Below are 16,085 nucleotides of genomic sequence, written 5' to 3' on the forward strand. Positions count from 1 at the left end.
TTACCTCTGATGAGCTACATTCCTGGGAACTGCTCGGACAAGATCGCCTGGATCTAATTCTAAAGCAGCAAGTGTCTGTGGGTGAACATATAGGTGTCCAGAGCGATGTGCGGCTGGATACAAACCGGCGCGAAATCCGCTTACCTTAATATTGGATATCATCCATATTTCAGATATTTTATTTTTTTCGCGGTTGGGGATTGCAGAAAAAAGGCTGCTGTTTTTAATGGTAAAGACGTTTTTTAATGCGGACTTAAGGGTGGGTCCTCCATCTAATATATCTATACATGATGTATGTAAAAACCCCTCTTTTTCCAGCATTCTTTTGGCATTTTCTGTGTCTTTATGCACCGAGCCTATTTTTTGTTTCACATCATTATCAATAAGATAAAAAGGAATTTCATGCTCGGCAAGATAACTTTCAACAAATATTTCTGGATAAGTCCCACGGTATTGATCTATGATTGAGAAATTTCCATCATAAAAAGAACTGCTAATATTGTCCCAAAAAGGACTTCTATAATTGTTATCTACCCAACCTCTAAGCTCAGCATGAATGTGATCAGCAATGGGGTGCGAAAAGTTGGCAAGATATAAGAAACGGCATTTTGAAAGTAATTTACCAAACCCATAATTGCGATAATTTTCATGAATAAGCAGTGATCCTAACTTTAGTGGGCTAACTGCCGATGTTGAAAATCGCAAGCATTTACTTTTTTGATCAATAATGTAATGTGGAGCACATGATTTTTCACGCTCAAGACCGCTGATGCCAGCTATTGAATCTTTTTCAGGGTCATAAAGGACCATTAAAGATCTTTGCCAATCAGATAATATCTGACATTTTTCGCTTGTAATGGATTGCTCTATTTTTTCTGCAAGTATATTTTTTTTTCTAGAAAGACTGGTGAGCTCAGTTTTTGATTGTTGTAAGAATAATAATAGCGCATCTAGATCATTTTCTTTAACGGGGCGTATATACATGGTATGTGCTGAACTAAGGACAAGTATTAAAAATCATAAAGAGCATTTGTTTGCAGTATGGGGCCGAGGGAATATAGTGCTTCTTGCGTTTCTTTCAGTAATAGTGGATCAGCAAGATCATCTGCATGAAGTCGATCACGATAGTATTGATTTACCCATGATCTTAATTTTTGATCAAGTTGCTCACTAAAAACTATCCCTGGGTGCACTGTTTCTAAGGCTTCGGAAGTTAAGGGTATTCTTAGTCTTAAGCAGGCCGGTCCTCCTCCATTGCGCATGGATTGACTCAAGTCAATCGTCTTTATTTCCGAAAAAGGATAGTTTTCATCTAAGCAAAGTTCATGGAGATAATCCCAGACTTTAATATTTTCGCGGCATTCATTTGGAACAAGTAGAATAACTTTATTTTGTGCTGTAGTAATGATTTGACTATTGAAAATATAACTTTTAATGGCCTCTGCCAATGGAATGCGCCGTGCTGGAACTTCAATCCAATGTAGATTTTCATCGTGTGCGTTAAAAATAGAAATGAGCTTTTGCCTTAGTTTGTCCTGATCCAGGAAAGCCTGCTCATGGCAAAACATGATATTTTTATGGGTGACAGACACTACATCGTTGTGAAACGCACCCTGATCAATCGCCTCTGGATTTTGCTGCACGAAAAAGCATAAGTCTGGATTTAAACCATGTGATCTGGCAATAGCCTGAGAAGCCTCAAGAGTTTGTCGAGCAGGAAATTTTTGCGGCTGCCTTGCTAACCGATTGAAAGAAGAACGTCCATAAATAAAAAGAGAGATTCCAGGAGCATTGTTTTCGAGCGATAACCGACAATGGTTTGCAGCACCTTCATCTCCAAATCGCGAGTGATTTGGCAGGCTTGAATGATGAATAAAAAAATCTTCGTTAGAAAAAAACAGTTTTAGAAATCGTGTGGTATCGGTAGTCTCTAAGGATCGATGAAATGTGCTATTAAGATTAGCTGGTGTAAAATGGGTTTTTCCATCTAGGGTATCTGCTGATGATGAAATGCATGCTGCGTTAGCAGCCCACATGGCTGATGATGAATATATTTGACTAAGCAATTCAGGTGAAGTGCGCGCGCAACCTTCAATAATTTTAGCATTACTTCCTGTAAAACCAAGCGTTCTGAGTACATGAAGTTTTGGTGCTGATGATGGAGGAAAAATACATTGAGGCAAGCCCAGATCGAACAAGTAGCGCATCTTGTCCAGACCTTGTAATGCTGCTGCTTTAGGGTTGGCTACTTGCAAAGCGTTTTGCTTAGAGGCGAGATTGCCATGGCTGAGCCCAGCATAGTGATGACTGGGCCCAACTAAACCGTCCATGTTCATTTCGATCATGAGTATGTAAGATTAAGTTGCTTTGGTAGCAATGCCAATTTGCGTAACCCCGGCCTTTTGACATGTGTCCATCACATGCACGAATTGCTGAAATGGTACCACCTTATCTGCTGCAATTGTTACTTGGGTGTGTTCTACATCACCATCAGTACTCAGAAAACTCTGCAGTTGATCCAGAGTCATTTCTTTGCCTTTGACCACAACCTTACCCGTTTTTTCTATATTTATCACAAAATGCGGGTGAGGTAGTTCTTTGGCAGTGCTGGAGGTCGGCAACTGTAATTTAAGACCTTTATCAGTGATCATTTGTAAAGTGATCATGATAAAAAAGACCAGTAAAAAAAGCATAACATCGATCATTGGGATAATTTCGACGCGGCCTTTTTTACTATTTCTTCGACGTGGAATCATGATTAGCTCCTGAATATCTTCTATGGTCTATCAGCTTTTGGCTTTGACCCCATCTAACCGATTGATGAGTAATAATTTTATAGACTCAAGCTGTTGAATGGTTTTGTCAATGGCATTGTTAAAAGCATTGAATGTAATGAGTCCAACCATGGCTATAAATAAGCCGGAGGCGGTAGCAATAAGGGCATCAGCCACGCCACCAGTAACCTGGGTGGGCGCATGACCAGGCGCTGCTAGAATCGAAAAGGCATGAAACATACCCAAAATCGTGCCAAAAAGACCCAACAATGGAGCCAATGTCACCGTTGTATCAAGAATCCACAATCGCTTATCCAGGAAAGGTGTTGTCAAAAAGATAGCCTCGTCGAGCCGGTTGTCAAAGGCTTCACCTCTTGCGCTACCATAATGTTGTACTAGATCCATATGACGATAAGCGGCTGTAATGATTTGTTCTTCTGGCTGACCCTTGGCTTCTTGCATCAATTGTTCAAGTTTTTCGCTGGTGAGGGCGCCCACTTCTGAGAGCTGGTGAATGATACTTTTTCCCTTGCGTAAGGCCGAACGCATAAACCAGGCGCGATCAAATATAACTGCCAACTCTATTAAAAAAAGGATGGCGAGGACATAAAGAACCCCATCTGAATAGTTGGCAAGGTGAATGATATATTGGAATGACATGGAATTAAGTTCCTCTTGATTGCTGGATTAGTAAATTTAGGAAATGTCTATTGGGACAGTAAATGACAAAGTGTGCGGAGGCATATGGCTGGTAAATGCCGGAAAATCACTATCTGCAACAGCCGCGAGTGCTGCTTTGCGAAGCAGAGGATTCTGAGAACCACCAACCACTTTAACATCTCGCGCCTTGCCACCCGACGGATCCAGCTTAAAGCTCACAATAACAGTGCCTTGTAATCCTAGCTGTTTGATAATAGCCGAGATATGTACGTGGTTTCTCACTCGTGATCTAGCCCCGGAGCCATAAGCGCCTACGCCACTATATACTGGCGCTGGTGGTGGCGGTGGCGGTGGCGTCTTCACCGGGGGCGGCGGCACCTTGACCACCTGCTTAGGAGGCGGTGGGGGCGTCGGCGGAGTTGGCGGTTTAACGGGCAAAGGAGCCGGATGATGCACAACCGGAACCGGCAACTTTACCGGTTTTGGCGGGTGTGGCACAGGCTTCACTTTCGGTTTAGGCGGTGGGGGAGGCGGTGGTATGTGCACAATCTGTACACTGATGACTTTAGGTGGTTTTTTGGGTTTTACTTGCTCGTGAGAGAGCAAGATGAGACCTGCCACCAGGGCTATTTCTACAGCCAGGGCGCTGATTATGGCATACCGAAAACTTTTGGATTGACCCTGATAGCTCCAGCGGGAAGGTTTGTCAGGAACCTGGGGGGGGTAGCATCACCCACTTAATCACCTCTATTGTTTTGTTTAGTATATGAAAATAATGAAAAGTCTAAATGTGAGAACTTTGTCAATTAACCAGAATCGCCGGATTCTAACACACAGTCAAGCCTTGAAAGCAAACGCAGGATGATTTTTTTTCGGCTGTCCTCACCGAAGAAGCGTATAACCAAGCGAGTACAGGGTTTGCCATTGCATGGAATGGATTCTTCGTGGAGATGTATGCTGCTCATGGATATGCCACGATTGGAGAATACAGCAGAAATCTGGAACAAGGTTCCCGGTTGATCGCGAACGATCAATACCAACACCTGTTCCGGGACAGCTTCGGTTTCTAGACTTTCCATGTGTGCATTTTCTCCTGTATGGATCGTGCGCTTTCCAGGAACAAATGGTTTTCACCGTCAGAAAGAGAGACCGGATAGATGGCATCCCATCCTTTAGGGCTAATGATCACCGGAGCACCAATAGGTGCTTTTACATCAAGGAATTCCTTGTTTAAGGATACTTGAGCAGCAATAACGGTATCTTTACCACTAAGCATCGATTTGATGAGATCCACAGTAGCGTTAGCCGTTGCAATATCTGTTTTTGTACCAGAAAACAAGGTGAGAAATGGACCCACCATGGTACGGATATCGGGTGGGAAAGTATCAAAAAGCTGGAAAGCTTCAGCCATACCGTTTTTTTGGGCGATTTTGATGACCTCATTACGCATAAGACTTAAATTCGCTGGAAAATCCGTACTTCTGATGCTGCTACGAACCGTGCGAATGGCACGCCGGGTTTCATTGTCGGAGAAACCCTGAATGGTGACACCACTCCATACAGGAACGATGCCGTCACCATGCTCACCTAAAACCATAGCATGAACGGCTTCACGCGACACATTTATAGACCGAGCTACCTCACGACGAAAGCGGAGGCTGTCCTGATATGCACCCATCCCAACAACTCTATGCCTGTTATAATGCTGCGAAAAAATTTCCACAATCAATTCGACTGGATTAGTCACAACAATAACTACCTCGTGACCATGGCTATATTTTGCGAGTGCTTCGGCGTAGGGAATGGCGATTTGCTGGTTATAAAGTGCTAGTTCATCGCGACTTGGCGGCGGAGAATCAGGCGCATTATGGGCTTGAATGGTCGATCCGGCAGCCATGATAATAATATCTGCGACCACTTCTTCGGGATGAAATGCAATATCAATAATAGGGCAACGTTCAGCAAAAGCATCTTTCAGATCCTGTCGAAAGCCATACAATGCCTGCCCGCTGGAGCCTTTATTTCGTCCGACTAATTGTAATCGATCAGTAGGTAAAAGAATTCGCTCCAATAATATGCGATTGGCAATATGTTTACCCGTACTGCCATTGGCGCCAATGATGGAAATATCCATGAATTAATAATCCTTTCCGTCAACTGAGCCCAGGTAGTAAACGAATCAAGCCCTGGCATATGAAACGTATGGCGATTGCTCCAAGAATGAGGCCAGCTATTTTCGTAATAATCTCAATACCAATTTCTCCCAAAAAACGAGCAATATGATGAGCATTAGCCATGGCAATATAGGCTGCAAATGAGGCAATGATCACATCCACCAGAATCAATCCATAGCTCAAAGTTGAATGAGCAGTTTGACCATAAATAATCACTGTACCAATAGCGCCAGGGCCTGCAAGCAGCGGGATTCCCAAGGGGGTGACCAAGCGGCCACTGTTGTAGGGTTGTGAAGCTCCTTTGGCAAAAACCATGCTAATATTGTCTGTAGTTAACATTTGTATGGACATGAGCAAAAGCAGTAGCCCACCACTGACTTTAAATTCGGCAATACCAATGTAAAAATATGAAAGAATATCATTACCGAATAGGGTGCTTATGATCAGTACCAAAACCACAACCAAAGAAATATGTTTGGCTGTCGATTTTTGTTGTTCCTTGTTTTGGTCTTTGGTGAGCGCCACAAATATAGGAACAATACCAATGGGATCCATCAGCACAAACAAAGTCACTAATGTTTGTATAAATATTTCTATATTACTGGAGTTCACATCTATATCTCGGGGTTTTGAGGACTAAAAGTTGACCCAGGTAAAACCTGGGCCAAAGTCAATATTAGGATGCCGTATTATGAGAAGCGTCCGGAAAGGCCTAACTCAATAAATCTCGGCATGCCGGGGTAGGCCTCGGCATAGGGGTTTCCAACCCCCGCAAAAGCATATTCCTTGTACGACTGATAGTAGTGGAGGTAGTAGTGATTGTCCAAAAGATTGTCAATGTTCAAACTAACAGTCACTGACGATAAATGATCCTTGTGGATAGGCACTTTATAACTGGCCTGTAGATTGGTAAGGAAATACGGAGCAAGCTTGACTCCGGGATTGGGTGTAGTTGCATCTTGCAACAGAGGATTCGATTCAGTCGGTGGAAGGTCATAAGTGGTTACTTGCGGCCCTGTGTACGACTCAATCAAAGCCGCGTGGAAGTTGTGCTGATGATAACCTACGCGCAACCCCGCCAGCCAGTTGGGCACAGAAGCGAGCGGGTCTCCTGCAAATACATAACCATATTGCCCTTCAAATGGGGTCACATTGGCCGAGAAACTGTTCATGTATTGGGCATTGGTGTAGGAAACATGGCCTGATACTGTCCACTCAGGGTTGATTTCATATTTACCGGCAAATTCCAAGCCCTTCATTTGCTCTTCACCTACATTGGCATATTTCGATAAGCCAGTAAGGTAGTTGGTGTAAAACGAAAACATCCCATGCATATTTTGCAAGAAACCGTCAAAATTTAAATACAGATGTTTCCCCACATAGCGCAAACCGGCTTCATAAGCGTTGACTGTTTCCGGTCCAGGTGCGAGCGTTGTGCTACCTGATGGACCTAAAAGATAATCAGCTACAGGTGCAAAACGAGCCCCTTTACCATAACTCGCATAGGCAATCACATTGTGGGTAATATCATAGGACAAACCCAAATAGGGCAGGATTTCTTTGTCGTAGTTAGATAACGTATAAGCATTTGGAGGAGAACCATAAAGGTTGGCCGGTACGTAATTGCTGGTGCTTACACCAGTCAGAGTTACCCCCGGTTCAATATGTAGCTTGTTATTGATTAAGTTGATTTTATCGGAAACATAGCCACTATATACGGTGCGTTGCGATTTTCCGGAGGGGTCACCATATGAATTGTATCCGTAAATTTTTGGCATATCGAGGCTGCCGTAGAAATAGGATCCCCCGCCCGGCCCTGCAGTCTGCTGAGCCACCAAACCACCGATAGTAATATCATTGTGGGGAAGGAATATATTGATTTTTGGTGCGATCCCAATGGTATTAGATCCCCCATAATTGATCTGGGCGGCCTCACCTGCGGGATAGCTTCCGAAAACGGCCACAGGATCATAGGTATGAGGGATAACCCCTGGTGAAGCTGTAGTGGGAGCTAAAGCCCCATATCCAGAATATGGGTTATTGAAATTTACCTGATAGGGATAGTCCTTGGCAATGTATTTTGGATCAAGGTAGCCCGCTAAGTAACTATGTTTATGAATAAAAAATGCCTTAGCGCCAATGACTAGGTGACTATTAATGTAAGTGCTGTCCCCAAGAATGGCAGTTAAATACTGGTTTCTTTGGAATGTACTGGACTCAGATAACGGGTAATTATAAAAAATACCGTATTTATCCAGCTGAGCGACTGCATTCGGTGCGCTGATCAGATAACCATGGGCGGTATTGTAAATGACAGTGCCAGTCACTTTAGATAGGCCGTAGTCGTAAGGCTTGATCGCGGTAAAGAGAAAATCCGTATAACGCGCAGGTGTGTTTTGAATATAGCCGTCTGTCTGCGTCTGGCTCAAGCGTGTATATATCCGCAGCCCGTCTGTATCGGGAATTTTTCCAGTGCTCGCATCAAAACCATAAGTATCTGTGGAAAAAGACCCAATTTTTGTGAATATATCCGCATAGCGTTTTTCGGGCGGTGTTTTGGTAGTGTAGGAAACGGTTCCGCCCACGGTCGCAAAACCACCACGATCAGGCGGGGCGACGCCAGGATAGACATGAATGCCCGATATCTGCCCGTTACTGATGATCGTACCAACATTATTATTCAAATAGGCTCCCTGTCCTCCTGATAACAGGTCGGTCATGGGAATGCCATCCAGGGTTTGTGCCAGCTGGCTCATTCGCACACCACGAACCGTCAACACTGGGGTACCAGGCCCAACATTCTGTTGGTATTCGTTCACTGAAGGTGTCTGTTTCAGAAGACTGTAGATGCTCTCTGCAGAACTTGCATGTTTGATTTGTGTCGGTCCAATAACAGACATTGCCGAAGCAATGTTGCGCTCACCCACTAGTAATCTTTGATATTTCTTTTTAATTTCCTTGAGCTTGATGATTTTATCAGGCTTTGCTGAACTGCTTATAGCAAGATTGTCAGTTGTGCTTGCGTAGGCTACGGTGCTTAGCGTGGGATAAAGAGCTATCATGGTTGCAACAAGTAGTAGTTTGCTGCCCTGCGGCATAAGCGGAACAGTCCGTTTGACTTTGTTATGAGGGTTGCTCGGGTTTGGATGCATAGTTTTTCTCCAATGATTAAGAGTTTTCTAATGTTTATCCGTGAGCTGCGAAAAATTGCAGGCTGGATAACTTAGACGAACGAGTATAGCAACTGTTGTGCCAATACGACAATAGAGCTTGTTGATTTCAGCGAAAGTATTGCCTGACGATCCTTTTGAATGGGTAACCAAATGAAAAATCGAACAAAAAAATAATAAACTACAAACGATCTTTGAGCTATATAAGCTTTTTATGATCTTCCTAGTTGGGCTGTATAGGCTAAGCAGTGGTCTATCATGGTGCAATAAGCGGCAATACGCACTCAATTGGTGCGAGTGGGTTTGCCTGGATAGATATATCATTCCAGCCAGGAGGCTGAAATATAATATAAATAATATAAATCAATAAGATGTATTTTTTGCGAGGGTTTTGTTTGGCTGATGATCAGCTTGTCTTAACTAAATGGCATAGGACGCGCTGTGCGCGTTGCTTTGGTGTTGAGAAGGTTTATATTAAGCTTAATCTTCTGAAATATAAAAAAATATTAGAAAAAATCATGGTCTTTTGCTATGGCTGAAGCTCGATCGAGGCGCACTGCAGTGGTGCGACAACGAAATTTGGGGCAGAATACTTGTCTTGCACTTGGTTGGTAAGTAGGATTGCCTTGTTTTTAAAATCATATTTTGCGAGTAAGTAGCTTATCATCATGAAAGATTCGATACTCTATCTCTTTTCGACCAGCGCAATTGGATGGTTTTCAAAGGTATGAAAATTGCTTTGATTGCCAAAGTAGTGTGGAGAGAGTCTTCATTGAAAATTGTGGAATTCTACATCTATAAAATTTTTTTATGATAATGGTAAGAGGGTCATGGTCTCCTTTATAAACGAGATACAGTTGTTGCAATCAGGAATGTTGATGTGAAGCTTCTAAATCAAATATCGCTAATTTTTATTCTCACACTCATTATGGGCGTTGTCGCTCATGCAGATGATAGTTCTAAAATTCCAAATGGTGGTACTATTGTTACTGTGCCTGGTGTTGGCTTGGCTCCTCCTGCAGCGATGAATGGATTTAATCCGTTTTTAACTTCATCTGCCTACGACGCTGAGGCTGAAGCGTTAATGTACCAACCCTTGTTTTGGGTAAATCGGGATTTTCAAATTAACTTCAAGTTGAGTATTGCTAAAAAGATTGTGGTTGGTCCACAACACCAAAGTTTTACCGTATATTTGCACAGACACTGGAAATGGTCTGATGGAATTACGGTTACTACAGCTGATATAGCGTATACTTATCACATGCTGATGAAGCTCGGTCCGTTATATCCTGGTTGGGATAGTGGAGGTTTTCCGGACGATATCAAGTCTTTCAAGGTGTTGGGCCCTTTTTCTTTTCGTGTTGTTACCAAGCAAGCAGTTAATCCGCGCTGGTTTGAGTTGTCTGGATTGTCATATTTTAATCCTTATCCTGAACATAGTTGGAAATATTATTCTATTAAACAAATGAATGATAATATGACTAATGTAAAGTTTTACTCCGTAGTTGATGGTCCTTTTCGTCTGCAAAGTTTTCATTCTGGCCGATATGCTAGTATGGTTCCTAATCAAGCTTTCAGTGGGCCGGATAAACCGCATATCAGCCGCTTGGTCTTCCGCTTCCTAAACTCCAATGCGAGCGTCTTCTTTGCGTTGAAAAGTGGTGCAATACAGTTGGGTAATTTGCCGGCGCCATTATATTCTGCTCGTAATCAGTTAACCAATGATCACTTAACAGTTGTTGGCCCGATATGGGGATTTAATTATTTAGGATTCAACTTTTCTAATCCAAAAATTGCTTTTGTTAAGAATCTGTTAGTCCGACAAGCTATGATGCATGCGGTTAATCAAGATTTAATGATTGATGTTATGGGTTATGGTTACGGTGCTCGCGCATATGGACTTGTGCCTGGTAATCCACCCGTTTATTTGTCTCCTGAAGCCAAGTCCCTACTGAGTCAAGGCGCTTATGATCCGAAACTGGCCGACAAGCTGCTGGATCAAGCGGGTTGGCATCGGGGACCTGACGGAATCCGTGAAAAAAATGGTCATAAAATGGCTTTCACCATGTATATGCCGCCCTCCATGGTTCGAGGACCAACCTTGTTGGCAACCATGCTCGCTAAAGTCGGCATTCAGGTACGACTTAGAGAAATGCCTTTTAATGAAGTTTATGCGCAAATGGTTGATCCGCATAGTAAGAAGTGGCAAGCTGTTTATCTCGCTTGGTCACAAACCGGGTTTCCTACTGGCGGATCTATTTTCAAATGTGGCGGAGTTCAAAATAGTTATCATTATTGTAATCCTAAAATGGATGCGCTTATGGCTAAAATTCGTGTGTCCCCAGGACTGAATGCGCTCTATAAATTTCAAAATTATTTTACCGAGCAGCAGCCGGTTATTGTGCTTCCGAATATGAAAATTTTTGTGATGGCCGCGAAAAACATCCATGGGATCAGTCGGGCCATTACTCCTGCTGGTGGTTTTAATCCTCAATATCTATGGGTAAGTCATGCGAAATCATAGACTGTTCCTAATCCTAAAAATATCCAGGAGTATTTTCTAATGATGCGACGCATGATATTTAATCGGCTGCGGACCTCAATATTGTCTCTCATTCTGTTGGTGACTATCGTTTTTTTTCTGATTCACGCGACGCCGGGGGGGCCGGCATACAGCATTCTTGGAATGCATGCCACCCCTGATGCAGTAGCAGCCTTGAACAAGGAAATGGGTCTTGATCACCCCCTCTGGCAGCAGTATGCCATCTGGTGGGAGCACCTTTTCGAAGGAAATCTGGGGTACTCATTCACACAGCATGCGTCTGTGGCCTCGCTGATGGGATCCTATCTGGCCAATTCCATCATTCTTTATGTGCTGGCGACGCTGGTTGCCATTTTCTTTTCCATTATTATCGGTATGTTTCAAGGCTATTGGGCGGAGCGTACTCCGGGAGTGTTGATAGGTGCCGGTCAGATTATCGTTTATTCCATTCCGACATTTTTTATTGGCGTCATGCTGATTCTTTTTTTTGCTATTTATGTAAGCTGGTTTCCCCCCGGTGGTATTGGCGGCGACCAGAGTACTGGAGCACTGAATATCGGCAGTTACTTTCACCATATGGTTTTGCCTGCCATCACAATTGCCTTGCCGTTGACTGCCGGATTGTCCCGCTATTTCGGACATCAGGCCCGGAGTGAATATCGCTTGGACTATGTACGTACGGCTTGGGCGAGAGGAATTCCGCCCCTGCGCATTGCCGTGAATCATGTGCTGCGCAATGCCATCCGTCCTCTCGTCACGGTGATCGGCATGATGATTCCCGGTATTTTTGTCGGCGGGATTCTGACCGAGAGTGTGTTCAATTATCCCGGTCTGGGCTGGCTGTTATGGCGTTCGGCGCTGGAACAGGATTATCCCACCCTTTCAGCTATCGTGCTGCTCATTGGCGTTCTGACGATACTCGGCAATCTGGCAGCAGATCTCACTAATAGTATTTTGGATGTACGGGTGCGTTATGAGTAGTAGTCCAACGGATATGAATGTGAATAACAGCCTGGTAGCGCGCCCCATACCGGGCATGTTTACGCGAATTTGGACAGACTCGTTGCGTCACTGGGTGGGGCAGTTTAGTCATCCCATGACCTGGACCGGTCTGGGTTTGTTCGTTTTTTTGCTCTTGTTCTCTTGGGTAGGTCCGATACTATACCCCGCGAATCCCTTGGCCATCCATGCCAATCACTTATTGTTGGCCCCTTCCTGGCAATATCCTTTTGGCACCGATAATCTGGGAAGAAACATGCTCGCCCGGATGATGGACGGTGGCAAAGCGACTTTGGAAGTCGGTTTGTTGGGCGCGGTAATTGCCATGTTTTTGGGAATTTTGTATGGCATGATCGCGGCCATGAGCCCGCGCTGGTTGGATAAAGTATTGATGCGTCTTCTGGATGCATTACTGGCCCTGCCAGGCATTGTCTTGATGATTTTTTTCGCGGCCATTATTCCGCTCAACACATTAAGCCTCATTTTGGTCCTGGGTTGTTTGTCCTGGCCGGGACTGGCCCGCATAGTACGCAATGAGGCCCTGGCCTATAAAGAAAGAGACTATGTGCTGGCCGCCCGGCAGTTTGGGGCGAGCACTTTGTATATCGCCCGCGTGCACTTGCTGCGTTCCATGTTGCCGATTCTGATTGTGAATGCCACCTTTATGGTGGCCGATCTGATCTTGGCACTTTCCGGATTGTCCTTTTTAGGGCTGGGGATACAGCCTCCCCACGCATCCTGGGGTGGTTTACTCAATGATGGACTGCAACTGGTAATTATTGGTCCTTGGTGGCTTATCGTCTTTCCTGGAGTGGCTATTTTCCTGGCGATTGTGGCTATGAATGTGCTTGGTCAAGGACTGCTGGCACGTTTGGAGGGGCGTTAACATGAAAGCAGGCGAATCTTCAGGTTTGCAGGTGCGTAATCTGAGCGTGACATTCGGACGTGGGCGTAAAGCTTTTCAGGTGATTGAAGACCTCAGTTTTGATATAGCTGCGGGCGAAACCCTGGGATTGGTGGGGGAGTCAGGCTCTGGCAAATCCATGACTGCAGCGGCGCTGATGGGTTTGTTACCGTGGGGCGGACGCGTGAGCAGTGGTTCAGTCCGATTAGGCGAGACGGAAATGACGCGCTTATCTAACGCGGCCTTAAGGGCCGTCCGTGGTCGGGAAATCGGGATGATTTTTCAGAATCCTTTATCTTCGCTCAATCCGAGCCTCACGATTGTCCAGCAGATTGCCGAACCCTATTGTTTGTATTGCGGGGCATCGATATCGGCTGCCCGTACTCACGCGTTGAAATTACTCAAAGAAGTCGGAGTTCCTGATGCCGAAAAGCGACTGGATGATTATCCCCATCAGTTTTCGGGGGGGATGCGGCAACGTGTGATGATTGCCATGGCCTTGGCCTGTAATCCGCGTTTGCTCATTGCCGATGAACCCACCACCGCCCTGGATGTGATCAATCAGGCCCAGATTTTGCGGCTCATCCAGCGCTTACAGAAAGAGCAAGGTATGGCCGTCATTTTTATCACCCATGACCTTTCTCTGGTAGCGGAGTATGCCCACAAGGTGATGGTACTTTATGCGGGGAAAACGGTTGAACAGGGTTCGGCAGAGGATTTTTTTCAGGCTCCCCGCCATCCTTATAGTCAGGCACTGTTAAACGCCATACCCCGACTCATGAGCGTGGGTAAGCGACTCACGGATATTGATGGACTACCGCCCCGTCCCCAGGAGTTTCCCCGGGGGTGTCGATTTGCGGAGCGTTGCCCGGCCATGACCCCCGAATGTTTGACAGCCTATCCAGAACGAACGGGTACGGATGCCCACCACTTTTTCTGTATCCATCCGGTGGGAGGTGCGGCATGAGCCACTGGCTGGAAGTCAAAAATCTGGATGTACGCTTTCAGCTGGGAGAGGGTGGAATCCTCCGACAGAGCCAAGGCACCATTCATGCCTTAAGTGATATTCACTTTGCTTTGGAGCAGGGGCAAACCATCGGGCTGATTGGGGAGTCGGGATCCGGGAAGAGTACGCTGGGGCGGGCGATACTGCACTTGGTGCGTCCCAGTGCCGGAGAAGTGTTTCTCAATGGTATGAACCTGACAAAACTCAGTGAACAAAAGATGCGTCCCTACCGTCAGCAGATGCAGATGGTCTTCCAGGATCCCTTTGATTCCATGAATGCGCGCATGACGGTAGGGCAGATCATCATGGAGCCCTTGTTGCTGCAACGGCTGGGCAACAGCAGTACCCGACGTCATAAGGCCGAAGCACTTCTGGAAAGGATGGGTTTGGACCGACGGGCGATGAATCGTTATCCCGGGCAATATTCGGGTGGTCAGCGTCAGCGCATTGCCATTGCCCGGGCGTTGAGTACGGAACCCCAGTTGCTGGTCTTGGATGAGCCAACCTCCGGGCTGGATGTTTCGATGCAAGCCCGTATTTTGAATCTATTACAAGATCTACAAAAAGAAATGGGGCTCAGTTATGTGTTTATCAGCCACGATCTGGGTGCCGTATCCTACCTGGCACAAACCATTATCGTCCTGTACCTGGGGCGCATCGTCGAAGTAGCCCCTACGGCCACCCTCATTGCCACTCCGGCCCATCCTTACACTGCATCATTGATGGACGCCTTACCGCCGATGGTGCGGCAAAATACGGCCACCCATTTGCCCATGCCTGTGGGTGAGCCACCATCACCGGTCAATCCACCATCAGGTTGTGCTTTTCACACCCGTTGTCCCAAGGCTGAGGCTCGGTGCAGTAGTGAGAGGCCTCCGCTTCAAGATTTGAGCCCAGGTCATCAGGTAGCTTGCCATTTTCCCTTACAGGTGGGGAATTAAACTATGGGGTGCACGCATGTCAAAACATAGCGTTTCACTGACGGAAAGCTTGCGTGCAAGTGCCTATCGCGCTGCGGACTTGTTGAGTGAATACGTTTATTGGTCTGTTTTAGTAGAGGAACGTTCACAATTAAGCGTATCACTACGTAGAGGTGTCGCGACAGCTCCTGAGCGTGAAACGCTAAAAGCGGCACTTATAACAGTGGGGACAAAAGATAATGTGAGTTATGCATCAACTACCGATCTTACGGTTGAAGGGTTGCGTAGAGCTATTATCCGTGCAAAAAATCGTGCAGAACAGCTCGCCTCCTATCGTCTTATGGATACAGAAAAATGGCCTCAATCCCATAGCAAAGGACAATGGCAATCTCCCCAAGGAGAAAATATGTCCTTGCAGGAGCGTTTTGATTATATGCATTGGCTGGATGCTGCTATGGTGATTGATGAGCGAATCAAAGATCGTCATATTGTCTTAGCAAATATGGAAAGGCAGCGCTACTTTCTCCACTGCGCTGGAGCGGAACAGATTCAAGAAACACATTTATTTCTGCCATTTATGGAAGTTACCGCAAGCAATGGTAAGCATGTTCAGTCGCGTAGCTTTGGTCCATATATGCAGGGCGCTATTAATGTAGAAACTATGAAGGCGTTAGCTTTCACTCCAGAAACGGCAGCTTTACTCTCTGGCGAGGCACTGGAGTTATTATCATCACCAAACTGTCCAAGTGATGTCATGGATATTCTATTGTCCCCTGCTCAAATGACCTTGCAGATCCATGAGAGTATCGGTCATCCTTTGGAACTGGACCGGATTCTCGGTGATGAAAGAAACTATGCGGGTTGGAGCTTTGTAGAGCTTTCAGATTTTGGCAAACTTCAGTATGGCAGCTCCTTACTGAATGTGTTGGGTTCCTC

Annotated in this window: 15 protein-coding genes; 6 read left to right on the forward strand and 9 right to left on the reverse strand. The window is 45.4% G+C overall.

Annotated elements, in window-relative coordinates; translation table 11 throughout:
• From B1757_RS05070 to B1757_RS05110, 9 genes are all read right to left on the reverse strand, one after another.
• The gene (locus B1757_RS05070) at positions 1–984 is read right to left on the reverse strand and encodes an arginine N-succinyltransferase (RefSeq protein ID WP_101537284.1); all 984 of its coding nucleotides are present in this window, start codon (positions 982–984) and stop codon (positions 1–3) included.
• Positions 985–1,010: 26 nt separating this feature from the next.
• Positions 1,011–2,345, reverse strand: a complete 1,335-nt coding sequence (astB, locus tag B1757_RS05075; RefSeq protein WP_101537285.1) for an N-succinylarginine dihydrolase — start codon at positions 2,343–2,345, stop codon at positions 1,011–1,013.
• A 12-nt stretch (positions 2,346–2,357) separates the two neighbouring features.
• On the reverse strand, positions 2,358–2,756 hold the full coding sequence (locus B1757_RS05080) for an ExbD/TolR family protein (RefSeq protein WP_101537286.1): 399 nt from the start codon (positions 2,754–2,756) through the stop codon (positions 2,358–2,360).
• 30 nt (positions 2,757–2,786) lie between these two features.
• On the reverse strand, positions 2,787–3,434 hold the full coding sequence (locus B1757_RS05085) for a MotA/TolQ/ExbB proton channel family protein (protein ID WP_101537287.1): 648 nt from the start codon (positions 3,432–3,434) through the stop codon (positions 2,787–2,789).
• Between the two features lie 36 nt (positions 3,435–3,470).
• Positions 3,471–4,055, reverse strand: a complete 585-nt coding sequence (locus tag B1757_RS16005) for an energy transducer TonB (protein ID WP_368233165.1) — start codon at positions 4,053–4,055, stop codon at positions 3,471–3,473.
• Positions 4,056–4,240: 185 nt separating this feature from the next.
• A complete protein-coding gene (locus B1757_RS05095) occupies positions 4,241–4,513 on the reverse strand; it encodes an ACT domain-containing protein (protein WP_101537288.1) in 273 nt (90 codons plus the stop codon).
• Positions 4,501–5,568, reverse strand: a complete 1,068-nt coding sequence (locus B1757_RS05100) for a malate dehydrogenase (RefSeq protein ID WP_101537289.1) — start codon at positions 5,566–5,568, stop codon at positions 4,501–4,503. The genes B1757_RS05095 and B1757_RS05100 overlap by 13 nt, the downstream gene beginning before the upstream one ends.
• 19 nt (positions 5,569–5,587) lie before the next feature.
• On the reverse strand, positions 5,588–6,220 hold the full coding sequence (locus B1757_RS05105; RefSeq protein ID WP_101537290.1) for a MarC family protein: 633 nt from the start codon (positions 6,218–6,220) through the stop codon (positions 5,588–5,590).
• Between the two features lie 77 nt (positions 6,221–6,297).
• On the reverse strand, positions 6,298–8,760 hold the full coding sequence (locus B1757_RS05110) for a TonB-dependent receptor (RefSeq protein ID WP_101537291.1): 2,463 nt from the start codon (positions 8,758–8,760) through the stop codon (positions 6,298–6,300).
• 898 nt (positions 8,761–9,658) lie between these two features.
• Here B1757_RS05110 and B1757_RS05115 point away from each other — a divergent pair.
• The 6 genes from B1757_RS05115 to B1757_RS15045 form a co-directional block, all read left to right on the forward strand.
• The gene (locus B1757_RS05115) at positions 9,659–11,302 is read left to right on the forward strand and encodes a peptide ABC transporter substrate-binding protein (protein WP_253253716.1); all 1,644 of its coding nucleotides are present in this window, start codon (positions 9,659–9,661) and stop codon (positions 11,300–11,302) included.
• Between the two features lie 51 nt (positions 11,303–11,353).
• A complete protein-coding gene (locus B1757_RS05120; RefSeq protein WP_301179154.1) occupies positions 11,354–12,301 on the forward strand; it encodes an ABC transporter permease in 948 nt (315 codons plus the stop codon).
• Positions 12,294–13,205 carry an ABC transporter permease gene (locus B1757_RS05125; protein ID WP_101537293.1) on the forward strand — a complete coding sequence of 304 codons (912 nt, stop codon included), beginning with the start codon at positions 12,294–12,296 and terminating at the stop codon, positions 13,203–13,205. The genes B1757_RS05120 and B1757_RS05125 overlap by 8 nt, the downstream gene beginning before the upstream one ends.
• Before the next feature lies 1 nt (position 13,206).
• The gene (locus B1757_RS05130) at positions 13,207–14,190 is read left to right on the forward strand and encodes an ABC transporter ATP-binding protein (RefSeq protein WP_253253718.1); all 984 of its coding nucleotides are present in this window, start codon (positions 13,207–13,209) and stop codon (positions 14,188–14,190) included.
• Positions 14,187–15,170, forward strand: a complete 984-nt coding sequence (locus B1757_RS05135) for an ABC transporter ATP-binding protein (RefSeq protein WP_101537295.1) — start codon at positions 14,187–14,189, stop codon at positions 15,168–15,170. The genes B1757_RS05130 and B1757_RS05135 overlap by 4 nt, the downstream gene beginning before the upstream one ends.
• A 16-nt stretch (positions 15,171–15,186) precedes the next feature.
• Positions 15,187–16,085, forward strand: an 899-nt coding sequence (locus B1757_RS15045) for a PmbA/TldA family metallopeptidase (RefSeq protein ID WP_216360823.1), incomplete at its 3' end; no start/stop codon positions are given.

This window comes from Acidithiobacillus marinus (genome assembly GCF_002847505.1).
Taxonomy (GTDB): domain Bacteria; phylum Pseudomonadota; class Gammaproteobacteria; order Acidithiobacillales; family Acidithiobacillaceae; genus Acidithiobacillus; species Acidithiobacillus marinus.